The following is a 16,246-nucleotide window of genomic DNA, read 5'->3' as shown; positions in this document are numbered from 1 at the left end:
TCTATTCGGCGAGCGCTTCACGAATGCCATGAGCTGAGATCCTTTAACCGACCTCGGCACACAAGATTTCTGACACCTCCCAGGCGCAGCAGCAGCCGATCCCGAAGATCAAACCACTTCCTCGGCGTGCTGCTTAACAATTTGCGCCAGCCCTCGTTCTCACCCCCGCGCCAACTTGAACTCCCCCACCGCCTGCGCGAGCTTAGCCGCCTGCTCGCGCAACTGCTCCGCAGCCGCGGCCGACTGTTCGACAAGCGCCGCATTTTGCTGCGTCGAATGATCGAGCTGCGAAAGCGCCTGATTGACCTGACTGAGCCCGGTGCTCTGCTCAGACGTAGCAACGGTAATCTCGTCAATAACGCCCGTGATACCCCGCACGCTCTCCACGATCTCATTCATGGTCGCACCGGCCGTCTGAACCAGTTGCGATCCGGTCCCGATCTTCTCCACGGACGAGTGAATCAGCTCCTTGATCTCCTTGGCGGCCTGCGCGCTACGCTGCGCGAGCGCCCTCACCTCGGCCGCCACGACGGCGAACCCTCGCCCGTGCTCGCTGGCCCGCGCTGCCTCGACCGCTGCGTTGAGCGCAAGGATGTTGGTCTGGAATGCAATGCCGTCGATCACGCCGATGATATCGGCCATCTTGTCCGAGGCTTTGGTGATTTCATCCATCGTCGAAACCACCTCGCCCACGACCTCGCCTCCGCGCGTGGCCACACCCGAAGCTGAAACCGCGAGCTGACTCACTTGCGTAACCGCATCGGCCGAATTACGCGCGGTACCGGCAATCTCTTCGAGCGCGGCCGCAGTCTCCTGCAGACTCGAGGCGGCAAGCTCCGTGCGGCTCGACAAGTCCTGATTACCCTGCGCGATTTCTGCGCTGGCGACGTTGACCGATTCGCTGCTCTCGCGAATCTGCAGCAGGATCGTGCTGATTTTTTCCGCAAACAGATTGAACGCATGCGCGATCTGCGCCGCCTCGTCCTTGCCGTCCGTCGGCAATCGCATCGTCAGATCACCGCTGCCGCTCGCCACATCGGTCAGCGCATCGCGCACGAGCAGCACGCGCTTGAATGCGGCGTTCGTCAGCATGCCCACCAACGCAGCGGCGATCAGGGCCACGACGATGATCGCGATAAGCGTGGTCGTCGCCACGGCATGCATGCCAGCCGTGACATCGGACTTGTCGAGCGCGAGCACGAGGGACCAATCCGTACCGGCGATCGGCTGCGCCCGCAGCAGCTTCGTCGCGCCGCCGATATCCACCGCAACCGGTGCCGAAGCCGATTCGAGCGCTTTGAGCGCATCCGGCGTCAAGCTCGGCGAAAGACCGGTGGCCGGTTTCATGATGAGATCGGTCGTGGCCGATGCGATCAGTTGGCCGCTCTTGTCGACGAGAAAGGCGAAGCTCGACGGCGTCGGATGGACCGACGTCACGATGCTGCTCACGCTCTCCATATAGAGGCTGGCCGCCATCACGCCTTTCACATTTCCGTCACGAACGATAGGTACCGCAAACGCAAACGCGGGTTTGCCGTTCGACGCGTCTTTGTAGAGCGCCGTCACAACCAGGTGCCCCTCGGCCACCGCCTGCTTGTACCAAGGGCGCGCCGTCGGGTCGTAGTCCGGCTTCAGCGGCACGTTCGAGAACGCCGTCTTGTCCGGCAGGCCGAGCGTCATGACCTCGAAGCCGCCCGATTTGGCAAGCAGCTTCAGCGCCGGCAGCGGGTCGCCCTCGCCGATCGTCATCGTGTCGGCAAGCGCCTGCGTCTGCTTGGCCCGGCCGGCAATCCATTCGTCGATCGCAAGCGCGTGTCCGGACAGGATGGACTTGAGGTTCTGGTCGATCGCCTCGTCGTTGTGCTGCTTGACGACGACATAGGCTACGCCGCCCGTCACGGCCAGCGCTACGACGACAATGGCGACGCAAGCCGCCAGAATTCGGGCACGAATCGATGCGAGCATATCTGGTTGTTTCTCCTGGCGTCGCTTTGAGGGAAGGACGAAAGTTGCGGCTTTCGTTGCCTCTCCGTTTAACGGCCGCAACGCGCTAGACTTGAGTATCGCGCGGCTTAACGCACCCATTCGAAGCAGGAGCATTCATGAAAATCGACGTCGACGCTTTCGCACCCACCGGCAAGCTGCGCGCATCGATCAATCTCGGCAATCCTATCCTGGCCAATGTCGACCCGAAAACCGGCGAGCCATTCGGCGTATCGATCGATCTCGCTCGAGCATTTGCCGAAAGACTCGGTGTCGAACTGGAGCTCGTCGTATTCGACTCGGCAGGCAAATCGGTTCAGGCAGTCGGTGAGGAGCGCGCGGATTTCGGTTTTTTTGCGGTCGATCCATTGCGCGGCGAAAAAATCGCGTTCACGGCGCCTTATGTATTGATCGAAGGCTGTTATCTCGTGCGCAGCGATTCGCCGATCCAAACGAATGACGAGGTGGACCAGCCGCACAATCGCGTGGTCGTCGGCAAAGGCAGCGCTTATGACTTGTTTCTGACGCGCGAGCTGAAAGCGGCGCAGATCGTTCGCGCGCCGACGTCACCCGCCGTCGTGCAAACGTTTCTCGAGCAAGGCCTCGAAGTCGCCGCGGGCGTCAAGCAGCAGCTGGAAGCCAACGCCAGGCAGATCGCGGGACTTCGGCTGCTCGGCGAACGGTTCATGGTCATTCAGCAGGCAATGGGCGTGCCGAAGAGCCGTGGCGAAGCCGCGGCTCTCGCGCTCGACGAATTCGTCGAGGAAATGAAAGCGTCGGGGTTCGTGGCCGATGCGCTTCGAAGACATGGCATTGTCGGCGCGTCGCTTGCTCCAGCGGCTTAAGCGCAAACGTTTCAACGTTTGAATAAAGAGATATCTGTTCGCTGACGTCGCATTTTCACTTCCCGTGCTCGGAATTTTTTTGTAAATTCTCATCGCCACAACCGAATCGATTAGAAATCCAATCGAGGTTCAGGCGAAAACTTACAAATATCATTCTATTTATAACAATTAGATTACGGGAAATGAGATACTACAAACAAGCAGTTTTGACCATGGGGCTGGGTTTATCCGCGTTGTTGGCGGGTTGTGGAGGGGGCGGCGGTAGCAGCACGAGCGCAACGGCGAACAGTCAATCCGCGCTGAGCGCGGACCAGCAAACGTTCGAGCAATTCGCGCTAGGGTCCACGCAATCCTACGAACTCAGTTGGTTCTTGCCGCTTTCGGGCACGCCTTCGAACGGAACCTCTTATTTCGTGGAAGCGCACGCTTCGGTCCCAGCGTCGCCGGCGACGGGTACGCAATCGTTCACCACGTCCTCACCGACATCGCTTGCCAGCACGCTCAGTGTTCCGGCAACGTTCATACCGGGGCGGTATCTGATCAATGGCGCGATCGTCGTCGGTTCGACCTCGCTCGACAATGCAAGCTATCAGGGCGATAAGATCAAAGTCGATTTGCTCTCGGCCGACGGCACCACTGTCGTCGAAAGCAAGCTGCGCAGCAACCTGTCGATCGTTCCTTTGAGCGGCGCGGTAACGTCGGCCCCGACGGAATTCGCACATTGGTTCAATTCGCTTTACTTCAACTCGGCGCTGCTGAAGCCGTCGGCTACCTGGGCTTCTGGCGCCGCATATCTGCAATATACGGCCACCGAAGCAGCAGACACGTACACGGTGGTCGACTACACGGGTGCGACAACCGGCAATACACCGAACCCGGTTGCAACGGGCACGACGATCGCGGCCTTGATGTCGGCCGGCGGCATCACTTCGAGTTCCGACGCGACGACCTACACGCTCAGCAACGGTAGCGTGTCGACCGTCAACGGTGTAACGACTTATATCGCCGCCGCCACTCGCCCGAATATGACAACGCACGTCTATCGCACGTATTACGAGCTCAATGGCAACGTATATACGGGGAGCCTCATTAGGGCGGGGACTGTGATAGGGGGTAGCGTGTACCCTGTAGCGTCGGCAGGCTCAGGTAGCGGCTACACGCTCAACTACTCCCAGCAAGTTCAGATCCGTCTGAACGCGGCCGCCGTTGCCAGCCTGAAGGCAGCGGTGACGTTCTAAGGAAAGATGGGGCCGGACGGCGTGCGGCGCCGTCCGTCAACACCGGGCATACAAGCGGCCCACGTCATAAAGACTTTCCATTCGCGCGGCAGCGTTGTAACGGCTTTATGCGGCCTTGTCCCGGCATGCTCTCGCAATCCTCTCAGGCTCTCATCCCACTGCCCCCACGTAACGCCCACCAGCGATCCAAGACCGGCCGCGCGGGCACGCTCTGCGTCCTGGCACACAGGTTCATCGTGAGGCAGCGACGGAGATGTCGAAACACGTACCATGGTTGCGGCCTCGCTCGATAAGTTTCTCGCCGGAGGATACCGGGCCAATCGCTACCGCACCGATCGCGAGCGAAGTCGCGTCGATGCCGGCGTAGTTTGGCCAGATGACGCGCCGCATCGACCTCGTACGAAAACCTCAGCCCCGCTTCGCTACCAGCCGGCTATCCATACGTGCCGGCTTTGCGCGGCTCACCGATGCGAGCGCAGCAAGACTGATCATCGCAGTCGCCATCAGATAAAAGCCCGGCGCACTGCGGTTCGCCGTCACACTGACGAGCCACGTGATGATGGCAGGCGTGAAGCCGCCGAACACGGTCACCCCGATGTTGTAGCCGATCGACATGCCCGTCGAGCGCGTCGCTGCCGGAAAAATCTCCGACATCAACGCCGGCAGCGCGCCGAAATAGATCGACTTCAACAGTGCGAGCCAGATGACGAGCCCAAACAGCGCGACCGCGGATCCATGCTCGACCGCATACGAGAACGCGGGATAAACGGTCACGACGAGCACGATCCCGACCGTCACCATCTGCTTGAGCCTGCCGATCCGGTCCGACACATACCCTGCCAGCGGCGTAACGCAGGTCAGAATGATGCCGCCCATCATCGTCGCGGCGAAACCCGTCGACGCGGGCATGTGCAGTTGGCGGATCGCGAACGTCGGCAGGTATTGCAGCAGATAGTTGACCGAAGTCGAGACGGCCAGCGCGCCGGCCGCAACGAGCACCATTCCCTTTTGCCGCATGATCACGTCGCGCACTGGTGTCTGCGTGCGTGCGGCCTCGGTAAAAGCGGGCGCGTCTTCGAGGAAGCGGCGCAGATAAAGCCCGAGCGGCCCAATGAGAAGCCCGAAGAAAAACGGAACCCGCCAACCCCATGATTCGAGCTCGGCATGCGGCAGCAGCCGGGCGAGCGCAAAACCGAACGTGGCGGCGAGCAGCGTCGCGAGACCCTGCGTAGCGAATTGCCAGCTTGCAAGAAAGCCACGCCGGTGCGGCGCATGCTCGACGAGCATCGCCGTCGATGCGCCGAACTCGCCGCCCGCCGAAAACCCCTGGATGAGTCTCGCCGCGAATACACCGAGAGGCGCGGCCAGACCGATCCGGTCGTACCCGGGAATCAGCGCGACGATTGCGGTCCCCACCATCATCAGGCCCACCGAGGCCATCAGTGCCGCTTTGCGGCCGCGCTTGTCGGCATAAGCGCCCAACACGATGCCACCGATCGGGCGCACGAGATAAGACGCGCCGAAGGAACCGAACGTCAACAACATCGAGGCCGTTTCATTCGTCGTCGGGAAAAAGTTCTTGCCGATATAGATCGCAAAGAACGCATAGATTGCGATATCGAACCATTCGAGCGCATTGCCGGCCGACGTTGCAACGACGATTTGCGTCAGGGTCAATGGCTTGCGCAAGGCCGGAGAAGACACGGGATGGTGACTCATGCCGACACTCGATGGTTGACCGACGATGCACGCAGCTCGACGATGCGCTTCGCATCGTCGCCGAGGTCCCACCAGATGCCGGCCATCACGCCCAGCGCCTCGCGCGCGACCGAGCCGAGCAGATGCTCGTTCGGCGCATGCTGTGCGCACGCGGGATACGAATGCGGTATCCAGAGCGTCGGCAAGCCGAGCGTGTCGGCGAAAACGTCGTTCGGCACGGTGCCGCCAAGGTTCGGCAGCAGCGCTGGTTTCTTGCCGGCCGTGACCCGCATCGACGAAAGCACCCAATCGACCCACGGATCGTCCGGATCGAGCCGTGTCGCGGCCGCAATCCGCTCGACCGATACCTGTACCTCCGGAAAACCATGGCGCGCGAAATGCGCCTCGAGAGAGCGGGCCGCATTGGCACTGTCGGTGCCGACCACATAACGCAATTGACAAGTCGCGCGAGCAACGGGCGGGATCGCATTGACGGGCGCATCCGGATTGCCGGCCTTGAAGGCCAGGACCTCGAGCGCATTCCACGCGATGACGCGCTCGGTCGGCGTCAGTCCCGGTTCGCCCCAGTCCGGGTCGATTCGCGGTCCATCGTCATCGCCGCCGAGCTCGATGTCGGCGAGCGCGCGATGCACGGCATCGGGTACGGGCGGCGGGCGGAGCCCCTCGACGACGATTGCGCCACGCTTGTCGACGAGGCTCGCGATGGCATGCGCAAGCACAATGGCGGGATTGCGCAGTACACCGCCCCAGTTGCCCGAGTGATGTGCGCCTTCGCGCAAATCGACCGTCAGATCGAAGTTGATGCCGCCGCGCGAACCGAGAAACACGGTCGGGCGCTGGGCGCTCACGCGCGGGCCGTCGGATGCGATGAAGACGTCGGCCGCGAGTGCGGCACGCTCTTGCGCGCAGAATTCCCCGAGCCCCGGCGAGCCAATCTCCTCGCCTGTTTCGAAGATGATCTTCACGTTGTAGCCGAGCTTGCCGTCGCGCGCAGCGAGCACCACGGCAAGCGCCGCAAAGTTGATCGTGTGCTGGCCCTTATTGTCCGCCGTGCCACGGCCGTACCAGCGGTCGCCTTCCACGGTCACTTGCCACGGGGCCAAGCCCGCGCGCCATTGCTCGTCGTAACCGCGCACGACATCGCCGTGGCCGTATAGCAGCACGGTCGGCAGCGCCGCATCCTCGATTCGTTCGGCGATCAGAAACGGCGCGCTCGCGGCCACGGGGTTTTCGGCCACTCGGCAGCTAAAGCCGAGACGCTCGAGCGTTGGCGTCATCTCGTCGGTCAGATAGGCACGCAATTCATCCGCTCTCGCCGGGTTCTGGCTCTCCGTCCGAAATCCGACACGGCGCGTAAGCTCGTCGAGCAGTTGACCCGAATCGTAGACCGCGAACGCGTCGTCGATCGCCTCCTGACGGACGTTCCGTGGGGTGTGGCTTGTAGTCAAATGACCTCCGTGGCCAATCAGCGCGATGGGAAAAGCGATTCCGAGTTGATAGCGCAAGGTTAAAAACGCCAAAAATTCGCAACAATCTCAAATTTGTCGACTACAGTTGCCGAAAAGGCAACGCAACGGGGACCCAAGCCATGCTGCACGGAATCGCGCTTCGCTACTTCGTCGAGGTCGCCCGTACGGGCTCGCTCGCGGCCGCGTCGGATAATCTGCATGTGGCGGTATCCGCGATCAGCCGGCAGATCAGCAAGCTAGAACATGATGTCGGCGCCCCGCTCTTCGAACGCATGCCGCGCGGCATGGTTCTGACGGAAGCCGGCGAGTTGCTGGCCGAGCACGCGCGCAGAACGTTACTGGAAGCCGATGCGGTGCTGGGCGAAATTTCGGCGGGCGAGGCGCGCGGCGGCAAACTCGTGCGAATTGCTTGCACGGAAGGCTTCACGCGTTCGCTGCTGCCCGCCGCACTCGCGCGTCATCGCGAGGCGGCGCCGAACGCGCGCTACGCGCTACGCTCGGGAACACCCGCACAAGTGGAGCATTGGGTCGCGGTCGGCGAGGCCGATATCGGCATTGCATTTTCGAGCGGTAGCACGTCGGCGCTGAACATCGTCTATTCGGCGCAGGTGCCCGTGTGCGCGCTGCTCGAACCTCGCCATCCGCTTGCGGCGCATTCATCGCTGACGCTCGTCGACCTTCAGGGATACCCCGTCGCACTGCTCGAACGCGGAACCACGGTGCGGCAGCTGTTCGACCTGGCGTGTTCCATGCGTGGCATTCGGATCGAACCGGTACTGAGCAGCAACAACTCGGCGGCTTTGCATATGTTCGCGGTCCTTGCCGGTGCCGTCACGCTGGGGAGCGCCATCGCGCTCAAAGGCGTGCGGAGCAGAGCTTCGCTCGTTTCGCGGCCGATCGATGAACCGGTATTGAACCAGCGCATGCTGCAAGTGACGACGATGCGCGAAAGGCGCCTGCCCGCCGTCGTGAAGGGGCTGCTGGCAACGATCGTGGAGATGGTCGCGGAGGGCTGATTGACGACCGGCCGTCTCCATGTGCGGCGTATTGCATCACATTATGATATAAATACGCCCTTTACGCTACCGATTCGCGGTACAGGCAAAGGAACCATGAGCGAGCACAAGGGCGATTTCGCAACCGATGTAAGACTGCTGCGCATCAGCGCGATTGCCGCCGTTGGCGGCGTGCTGAGCACCGTCGCCGCCGACTTTTTGCTGCATTTGATCCGCTTCTTTTCGAATCTCTTCTTTTTCCAGACGACTTCGACGGCGAATCTGTCTCCCGCCGGCAACACGCTGGGGCTGTTCGTCATTGCGGCACCGGTCGTCGGCGGGCTGCTGGTCGGCCTCATCGCGCGGTTCGGCTCCGAGCAGATTCGTGGACACGGCATCCCCGAAGCCATCGAAGCCATCCTGTTCGGCAAGAGCAAGATGTCTCCGAAAGTGGCCGTGCTGAAGCCGCTTGCTTCCGCTATCGCAATCGGCAGCGGCGGCCCATTCGGCGCCGAGGGCCCGATCATCATGACCGGCGGCGCGATCGGTTCGCTGGTGGCGCAATACTTCCATCTGTCGAGCGCCGAACGCAAGGCGCTGCTCGTGGCGGGCGCGGTGGCCGGCATGACGGCCGTATTCGGCACCCCCGTCGCCGCGGTGCTGCTCGCCATCGAACTGCTGCTGTTCGAGCTGCGCCCTCGCAGCCTCTTGCCGGTCGCCATCGCATGTGCCGTGGCCGGCTTCACGCGGCCGCTTCTGCTCGGCACCGGCCCCTTGTTTCCGCTCCAGACATTACCGCTCGGCCCGATCGGCCTGCTCTCGTCGGCCGCAGCGGGACTCATCGCCGGCGCGTTGTCGTGGGGGTTGTCGACCTGGCTCTATAAAGTCGAAGATCTGTTCGGCAAACTTCCCATCCATTGGATGTGGTGGCCCGCACTGGGTGCGATCGCGGTCGGTATCGGCGGCTATTTCCAGCCGCGCACGCTCGGTGTCGGATACGACGTCATCGGCGACCTGCTGCAAAATCATCTGGCCATCCACGCCGTAATCGCCATCGTCCTCGTCAAAGCCATCATCTGGGTCATTGCGCTCGCTTCGGGCACCTCGGGCGGCGTCCTCGCACCGTTGCTGATGATGGGCGCGGGCGTCGGCGCGATAGTCGGCCCGTATATGCCCGGCGGCGACCCCGCTGTCTGGCCGCTCATCTTCATGGCCGCGGCGCTCGGCGGCATGATGCGCGCGCCCGTGATGGCAGCCATCTTCGCGTTCGAGCTCACGGGCGATGCAAACGCGCTGCTGCCGCTGCTCGCCGCCGCCGCGGTGGCCTACGGCTTTACCGTCCTGCTCATGCGCCGCTCGATCTTGACGGAGAAGATCGCCCGCCGCGGGTATCACATCTATCGCGAATACAGCATCGATCCGCTCGAACGGCATTACGTCGAGGAAGTCATGACCCGCGCCGTCGAAACGATCGATGCGAGCACAACATTGGCCGATGTCCTGCACCGCTACTTCGGGCCGGCTCAGAAGTATCGCGCGTACCCCGTGGTCGCCTCGGGGACGCTCCTTGGCATGGTCGATCGCGTGCTGCTCGATCGAATCGCACCGGGTCAATCCGAGAAGCCGATCGGCAGCTTCTTCGCGCGTGAACGGCCCGAAATCGCGCTGCCGGGCGAGACCTGCCGGAACGTGGCCGCTCGCCTCGCGATTACCGGCCTTGTACGCGTGCCGGTGGTCGAAGACGAAAAATCGCTTCGTCTCGTCGGCATCGTATCGCGGCACGACCTGGTCAAGCCTTCATCGACCGTGTTCTCCGAGGAACGCGAAGTCGAGCAATTCCGCCGCGTCTGGATTCAGCGCAGCACCCTCTTCGCGCCGACCAACAAGCGGCAGGAAGCCCACCGCGAACCCGCCAATACGAGTCGCTGAATATATCGCTCGGTGCGGCCACCAAAGATCAGTTTAAACGGCGATCCTAAAATTAAAAGTCCGATAAATATTGGATTCGTCGGATTACTATAAAGGATGAGCCGCATTATTGATCTGCTTTAAGTAAACGCTGCGATGCAGCGTTTTCCTCCTCTAAGTGTTGGGTATCTTACACAAGGTTCGATTCCGGCTCAGTAGACTCCTGCCTAACAACGATGCGCCCTCGGCTGGATTCAGAGGAAATAACTAATTTCAGTTAAACCTGTGAATCGGCGATTGCACCTCGATGCCGCCGTATCTGAATTGCCGGCCAACCCAATCCCGCCACCGTTCTGACCTACGTCTCACGGGGAAGGAGAGAGATATGCGTTATCGATACCGTCGGTCGCGCGAGCATCGATGTCCTATTCGAATTTGGGGTTTTTCTTTTTCTCGGCATTTCCCGTCTTTCGCTGTTTCGGCCTGAGTCGAGAAGCGCGATACCCCAGTTTGCGGCGGTCGATATATGCCGGCATGCATAAACTGTTTCGGCACGCCAACCGTCCGCTTTTATCAGCCGCAATACGCCAAACGAGGACGGAAATGAACAAGGTATTGACGGTGTTCGGCACGCGCCCGGAAGCAATCAAGATGGCGCCGCTCGTGCGAGTTTTGGCGGAGCAGTGCGGTGTCGAAGCAAAAGTGTGTGTTACGGCTCAGCACCGGCAAATGTTGGATCAGGTGCTCCAGCTGTTCGAGATCGTGCCGGACTTCGATCTGAATCTGATGCGCGACGGTCAAACCCTTGGCGCCCTCACCTCCGATATCCTGCAGTCGATCGGCGCCATTTATGACCAATGGAAGCCGGATGTCGTGCTCGTTCACGGCGATACGACGACGACCCTCGCTGCGAGCCTGGCCGCCTTCTATCGCTACATTCCCGTTGGTCACGTGGAGGCGGGCTTGCGCACGGGCAACATCTGGTCGCCGTGGCCCGAGGAACTGAATCGGCGCGTGACCGATGCCGTGGCGTCATGGCTGTTCGCCCCGACGGAGCACGCGAAACACAACCTGTTCAGCGAAGGCGCACCAGCATCGCATGTCGTGATGACGGGCAATACCGTGATCGACGCGCTGCTGCAGATCACGGACAAGCTAGAGCATGACAGGGAACTCGTCGAACGGGTGGCGTCGCGCTATCCGTTTCTCGATCCCGGCCGCCGCCTGATTCTCGTGACAGGACATCGACGCGAAAGCTTCGGCGAACCGTTCAAGCATTTTTGCGAGGCGCTGCGTCAAATCGCGCTCAAGTACGACGACGTTCAACTCGTCTATCCCGTCCATTTGAATCCCAAGGTGCAGGAACCCGTGCACGCGATACTGCACGGCGTCTCGAACGTGTTCTTGATCGAGCCGCAGGACTACCTGCCATTCGTCTTTCTGATGTCGCGCGCCCATCTCATCATCACGGATTCCGGCGGCATCCAGGAAGAAGCCCCGGCGCTCGGCAAGCCGGTACTCGTCACGCGCGAAACGACCGAGCGCCCCGAAGCTGTCGAGGCGGGCACGGCGCGGCTCGTCGGCACGCAGACGGAGCGCGTCGTCGCCGAAGTCAGCAGCCTGCTCGACGATCGCACCCAGTACGACGCGATGGCACATGCGACGAACCCCTATGGAGACGGCCACGCGAGCGAAAGAATCGTCGACGCCTTGCTGACCCTGCCGGCCAGGCCCTCGGCGGTACAGAGCGTCATGAGCTCGCTGAGTCCGCCCTCCAACCCTATTGCCTTGGGACTGCATGCTCTGCGCTCCGCCTAATCGCGGCGCTCAAAGCGAGCGAAATTGTCATGATCGAGAGCGATGGGTCGTCGAAGTTTCATCGGGGAGCCTGCGGGTACAGCAGGCGCCGGGGGAACCGCATCCGGGGCCTCGAGGCAGTGTGTGGCCTGTCGATCAACCTGGCGCTGGCGTCTGCCTTATCGCTCCTGGTTCATCTGGACGCGCATTCGGAGCCTGTCGCTCCCTCTGTCGTGCAGCATCGTCTTCAATTGGTCACAGCGCAAACCGGCGAGCACCCGCACTCATCGGCCAGCCCCCATCGCGGTGCCATGGTGGAGATCGCGGCGAACGATATATCGACTGTGGACGAAGGGCAGCTGCAATTGTCTCCGGACACGCCATCATTCAAACCTCCCTCGCCGCCCGAAGCCGGAACTGGCGTCCGCGGGGTATGGGTCGTATCGGCGGACGCCATTCTGGTGCTGGTGGTGCTGTTGTTGATCGTCTATACCGTGCGTCACTACGTATTCAGCCTGAACCGGCTGTTCACGCGGCAAAGCGCCATTTACCGCTCGATCGTCAACGGGCCCTGGCCGGCGCTGACCGTCTTCGTGGCCGCGCACAACGAGGAATCCGTCATCGTCGATTGCCTCGAAGCGCTGCTCAAGACGACCTATCCGCGCGACCGGTTGACGATCGTTCCGGTCAACGACCGCTCCACCGACAACACGCGCGCGCTGATAGACGAAGTACAGGCGCGGGCTCCGGACTTGATTCGCCCGTTTCACCGCGTCGACGGGAAGGGGGGCAAAGCCGCCGCACTGAAGGACGCGCTCCGTTTCATGAACGGCGACATCCTGATCGTCTTCGATGCGGACTATCTACCAAGACCGGGGCTTTTGAAGGAACTGGTCGCTCCGTTTTTCGATCCGGAGGTGGGCGCGGTCATGGGCCGTGTCGTCCCCCACAACGCGAACCGCAATCTGCTGACGCGGCTGCTCGATCTCGAGCGGGCCGGAGGCTACCAGGTCAATCAGCAAGCGAGGATGAATCTCGAGCTTGTCCCGCAATATGGTGGGACGGTCGGCGGATTGCGCAAAAGCGCCCTCGAAGAGGTCGGGGGATGGCGCGACGACACACTGGCGGAAGACACCGACATGACGTACCGGCTATTGCTGGCCGGATGGCAGACGGTTTATCTGAACCACGCCGAATGCTACGAGGAGGTGCCGGAACGATGGGATGTGCGCGCCCGCCAACTGAAGCGTTGGGCGAAGGGGCACAACCAGACGATGTTTCGCTGCCTCGCTCCTTTGCTTCTCAATCCCGCCGTGCCTCTCCTGCGCCGAATCGACGGTGCGCTACTGCTGGGCGTGTACGCGATGCCCGCCATGCTGCTCGTCGGCTGGGTCGATGCAATCTTCATCTATCTGCTCGGCGCCGAACAAATGTCGTTCGCGTCGTCGCTGGCGTGGCTACTCGCGCTGTTCACGTTCAATACGTTCGGAAACTTCGGCGTTTTCTTTGAAATTGTCGTGGCGACGCGCCTCGACGGTCATTCGACACGACTCAGGTTGATGCCGCTCAACGTGATCGGATTCGGCGTGACCATTGCATGTGTGCTCTCGGCGCTGTCGGGGCTTGTGCTCGACGCTCTGTTCAAGCGCGAACTGCGATGGGACAAGACCGAGCGCTTCCGCAAACCTTCCAAAGCGAGGTGAGCGGTGAGCGCAATTCTGTTTGTACTGCTTCTCGCCGGCTTGTTCGTTTTGCCGTTCATTCCGCTGATCGCGGAGCTGTGCGCGTCGCGCGATGTCGCGCCGCTAGCGATCGACGAAGACTTGCCGATCGATGCATCGCGGTTGACATCGTGCACCGAAGGCAGGACGTACCTACCGCACATCGATTCCGATCGAGAGGATTTCATAGGCGTCGTCGCGGCATCGACGATGCGAGTGCGCAGCGCCTGCCGTTTTCGGCATTTGCACGGGATGCCGATCATCTTCGGTGCGCCGCGCGATCCGCCAGCCGAGCATCGCGCGGACCAACTCGATGCCGTCTCGATGACCCGCCTGCTGGCTGGGGTTCAGCACCGCGCCGGCACGTCACGCTATTTGGTTTTCGGCAATCTGCGATTGCCCGCCCACGCGCTCGTGGAGGCCGATCTGATCGTCAACGGATCTCTCCATATCGGCGAGTCGAGCCTCGTTCGAGGCAGCATCAAGGCGGGCACCATCGAAGTAGGTGCCGGCGCCATGGTGCGCGGCGCCGTGTTTGCCCGGCGCGAAGCACGGCTGCGCCGCGACTGCGTAGTGGACGGTGTGCTCAGTGTCGACGGTCCGCTATGGATCGATCGCGCCTGGATCGGTCGCGCCGACAACGCCGTCAGCGTATGCGCCTCCGAAATCGGCATTCGAGGCGGCGTCTGTGTTTTCGGCCAATTGATTGCAGAACGGACCGGCCGGTTCGACGAAGCGAGTATAGCGAGCACGGCGTTCGATGTTTCAGGCGGCGGGGGGCGGGAATGCAACTAAGAAAAATGAAATCGACCGGATCGGGGCGCGTGCGGGACGCAGTCGCCGCTGTGTTTTTCCTCACGGCGTCATCGATGACATGTGCGCAGTCTCTCGAGCAGCAGGCCGCGGATGCGTTGGCCAAAGACAAGGCCGCTTCCGCTGCGAGCAATGGCGCATCTCCGCCAGTGCTCGCAGACGTGCCGAACCGGCCGAGCGAGGGAGAACTATCCAATGCGGTCGCCGAGCACGTCGCGCCGCCGAGCGCGAGCCGTTCCGAATTGGACCTCGGCTACTCGAGGGCGTACGTCACCAACAATTACGGGGATTGGTATGGCGTCCGCTTGAGGGGCCTGCATCAATTCGGCAATCAGACAGTCACCGGCGAGCTGTCCCAGTTGCGCCGCTTCGGTCAAAGTACAACGTTCGGCGCCGTCAATTACGTGCGCGATTTCGATGCGGACTGGTTTGGCGCAATCGGCTTTTCCGGCACGACGTCGGGCACGATCTTGCCGAGCGAGCGTGTCGACCTGTCGCTGAACAGGAAAGTGCTGCCGCAACGCAACCTGGTGCTGTCGCTGGGTGCGGGCTACGCCTGGAATCGCAGCGGGCATCGAGATCAGCTCTATCACGCCGGCGTCATCTGGTACGCGACGCCGAAGCTGATCGGCGAGATCGGGATGAACTACAACGTCGATGCGCCTGGCTCCGTCAAGGCACCCGCCTACTACGCCGCCGTTTCGTACGGCACGATCGGCAAAAGCGTTCTCGGTGTCCGCGGCTCGTTCGGGCGTGAGGCCTATCAAGCCATTGGCGCGGGCAACCAGATCGTGGACTTCCGCAGTAACGAAATCGACGTGCAATGGCGCTACTGGCTCACCAAGACATGGGGCGCGCAGCTCGAGTTCAACGCTTATCACAACCCGTATTACAGCCGGCGCGGTTTTGAGATCAGCCTGTTCCATTCCTGGTGAGCGCAGCCATGAAGTCATTCGAAGGCAGCAGCGAATACGATCGTTCCGTGAGCGCCCTCGCGTCGCCGCGGCATTGGTTGATGTCGTCGCTGTTGCTGTTGCCCGCCTCGTATGTCGTGCTGGCTTACACGTGGCGGTCGGTCCTGCAGTATTGGTCCGCCGCCTTCGCGTATGCAAGCCGCTGGGTCAACGTACCGATGAGGATCGCCGACATTCGCGACGACGGTGCCTGGCTTGCCTCGCCCTCGGTCGTGCTGCAATGGGCCGGTCGATACCCCGGGAAAGTGCTCTTGGGGCTCACGGCGCTCGCCTGCATGGCCGCGTTTGGGGCGACCTTCGTGCACAAGGAACGATGGCTTCCCGTCGCTTATCTCGTACGTGCACTCGCGGCTGTCCAGTTCGCCGTTTGCATGTACTTCCTGCCATCTTCGAACAGCTTTCCGTACTCCGCGCAAGAACATATGCGCGAGATGGTCCTGACGCAAATGATCGGAATAAAAATCATTCCCATCACGATGTCATTGACGTATTACACGCTGAATTTCACGCTGACGCAAAAGACGCTCGCGACGCTTTTGATCGTCAGCTACTTCATTGCGATCGCGCCTTTTTTTCTTGCGCTTCACGCCAGCATCGTCTTTTACGGGTCTTTGCTTTTTGTTCCGCTCTGTTTTTTTGTCCTGGGGGCACCGCTTCTGCTCGGCCTCCTGCTGGGCCTGTACAGCTACTGCGCGAGCTGGCCCGGCGTGAATCGGCACGTTGGTGGCCGCGCAGGGTTTCGAAGGTGAATCACCGCAAGTATTCCCCGGCCGCACACTCAGTA

General features: G+C 61.6%; 11 protein-coding genes and 1 pseudogene. 9 read left to right on the top strand and 3 right to left on the bottom strand.

Features of this window, described 5'->3' with window-relative positions:
- Nucleotides 1-159: 159 nt before the first annotated feature.
- The gene (locus ACR9ZC_RS06925; RefSeq protein ID WP_481579665.1) at nt 160-1,965 is read right to left on the bottom strand and encodes a methyl-accepting chemotaxis protein; all 1,806 of its coding nucleotides are present in this window, start codon (nt 1,963-1,965) and stop codon (nt 160-162) included.
- Nucleotides 1,966-2,102: 137 nt separating this feature from the next.
- On the opposite strand from ACR9ZC_RS06925, the gene ACR9ZC_RS06920 reads away from it, so the two are divergent.
- Together ACR9ZC_RS06920 and ACR9ZC_RS06915 are read left to right on the top strand one after the other, a co-directional pair.
- Nucleotides 2,103-2,828, top strand: a complete 726-nt coding sequence (locus tag ACR9ZC_RS06920) for an ABC transporter substrate-binding protein (protein ID WP_481579664.1) — start codon at nt 2,103-2,105, stop codon at nt 2,826-2,828.
- A gap of 212 nt (nt 2,829-3,040) precedes the next feature.
- Complete coding sequence (locus ACR9ZC_RS06915) at nt 3,041-4,066, top strand: hypothetical protein (protein ID WP_481579663.1); 1,026 nt, start codon at nt 3,041-3,043, stop codon at nt 4,064-4,066.
- A gap of 408 nt (nt 4,067-4,474) precedes the next feature.
- Here the strand turns inward: ACR9ZC_RS06915 and ACR9ZC_RS06910 are convergent, their stop codons facing one another.
- On the bottom strand, nt 4,475-5,785 hold the full coding sequence (locus tag ACR9ZC_RS06910) for an MFS transporter (RefSeq protein WP_481579662.1): 1,311 nt from the start codon (nt 5,783-5,785) through the stop codon (nt 4,475-4,477).
- Complete coding sequence (locus ACR9ZC_RS06905; protein WP_481579661.1) at nt 5,782-7,233, bottom strand: M20 family metallopeptidase; 1,452 nt, start codon at nt 7,231-7,233, stop codon at nt 5,782-5,784. Before ACR9ZC_RS06905 ends, ACR9ZC_RS06910 begins: the two co-directional genes overlap by 4 nt.
- A 140-nt stretch (nt 7,234-7,373) precedes the next feature.
- Between ACR9ZC_RS06905 and ACR9ZC_RS06900 the strand changes: the two genes are divergently transcribed.
- From ACR9ZC_RS06900 to ACR9ZC_RS06870, 7 genes and pseudogenes are all read left to right on the top strand, one after another.
- Nucleotides 7,374-8,270 carry a LysR family transcriptional regulator gene (locus tag ACR9ZC_RS06900; protein ID WP_481579660.1) on the top strand — a complete coding sequence of 299 codons (897 nt, stop codon included), beginning with the start codon at nt 7,374-7,376 and terminating at the stop codon, nt 8,268-8,270.
- A 96-nt stretch (nt 8,271-8,366) separates the two neighbouring features.
- Nucleotides 8,367-10,178: a chloride channel protein gene (locus tag ACR9ZC_RS06895; protein ID WP_481579659.1), complete on the top strand. Its 1,812-nt coding sequence runs from the start codon at nt 8,367-8,369 to the stop codon at nt 10,176-10,178.
- A gap of 582 nt (nt 10,179-10,760) precedes the next feature.
- Complete coding sequence (gene wecB, locus ACR9ZC_RS06890; protein WP_481579658.1) at nt 10,761-11,975, top strand: non-hydrolyzing UDP-N-acetylglucosamine 2-epimerase; 1,215 nt, start codon at nt 10,761-10,763, stop codon at nt 11,973-11,975.
- A 29-nt stretch (nt 11,976-12,004) separates the two neighbouring features.
- The gene (locus ACR9ZC_RS06885) at nt 12,005-13,657 is read left to right on the top strand and encodes a glycosyltransferase family 2 protein (RefSeq protein ID WP_481579657.1); all 1,653 of its coding nucleotides are present in this window, start codon (nt 12,005-12,007) and stop codon (nt 13,655-13,657) included.
- 3 nt (nt 13,658-13,660) lie between these two features.
- A complete protein-coding gene (locus ACR9ZC_RS06880) occupies nt 13,661-14,470 on the top strand; it encodes a bactofilin family protein (RefSeq protein WP_481579656.1) in 810 nt (269 codons plus the stop codon).
- 170 nt (nt 14,471-14,640) lie between these two features.
- Nucleotides 14,641-15,423: pseudogene (locus ACR9ZC_RS06875) on the top strand (YaiO family outer membrane beta-barrel protein); the annotation flags it as partial.
- A gap of 8 nt (nt 15,424-15,431) precedes the next feature.
- Nucleotides 15,432-16,211, top strand: a complete 780-nt coding sequence (locus tag ACR9ZC_RS06870; RefSeq protein ID WP_481579655.1) for a hypothetical protein — start codon at nt 15,432-15,434, stop codon at nt 16,209-16,211.
- Nucleotides 16,212-16,246 lie beyond the last annotated feature (35 nt).

The sequence above is a fragment of the Trinickia sp. HAY1-2D genome (assembly GCF_056754935.1).
The sequence above is the reverse complement of the archived record's forward strand: the minus strand, read 5'-3'. Positions and strand labels throughout refer to the sequence as shown.

Bases quoted from the DNA above. Each gene is read 5' to 3' on its own strand.
- ACR9ZC_RS06885 (WP_481579657.1), top strand. From the start codon at position 12,005: ATGATCGAGAGCGATGGGTCGTCGAAGTTTCATCGGGGAGCCTGCGGG.
- ACR9ZC_RS06900 (WP_481579660.1), top strand. From the start codon at position 7,374: ATGCTGCACGGAATCGCGCTTCGCTACTTCGTCGAGGTCGCCCGTACG.
- ACR9ZC_RS06915 (WP_481579663.1), top strand. From the start codon at position 3,041: ATGGGGCTGGGTTTATCCGCGTTGTTGGCGGGTTGTGGAGGGGGCGGC.
- ACR9ZC_RS06895 (WP_481579659.1), top strand. From the start codon at position 8,367: ATGAGCGAGCACAAGGGCGATTTCGCAACCGATGTAAGACTGCTGCGC.
- wecB (WP_481579658.1), top strand. From the start codon at position 10,761: ATGAACAAGGTATTGACGGTGTTCGGCACGCGCCCGGAAGCAATCAAG.
- ACR9ZC_RS06920 (WP_481579664.1), top strand. From the start codon at position 2,103: ATGAAAATCGACGTCGACGCTTTCGCACCCACCGGCAAGCTGCGCGCA.
- ACR9ZC_RS06870 (WP_481579655.1), top strand. From the start codon at position 15,432: ATGAAGTCATTCGAAGGCAGCAGCGAATACGATCGTTCCGTGAGCGCC.
- ACR9ZC_RS06925 (WP_481579665.1), bottom strand. From the start codon at position 1,965: ATGCTCGCATCGATTCGTGCCCGAATTCTGGCGGCTTGCGTCGCCATT.
- ACR9ZC_RS06910 (WP_481579662.1), bottom strand. From the start codon at position 5,785: ATGAGTCACCATCCCGTGTCTTCTCCGGCCTTGCGCAAGCCATTGACC.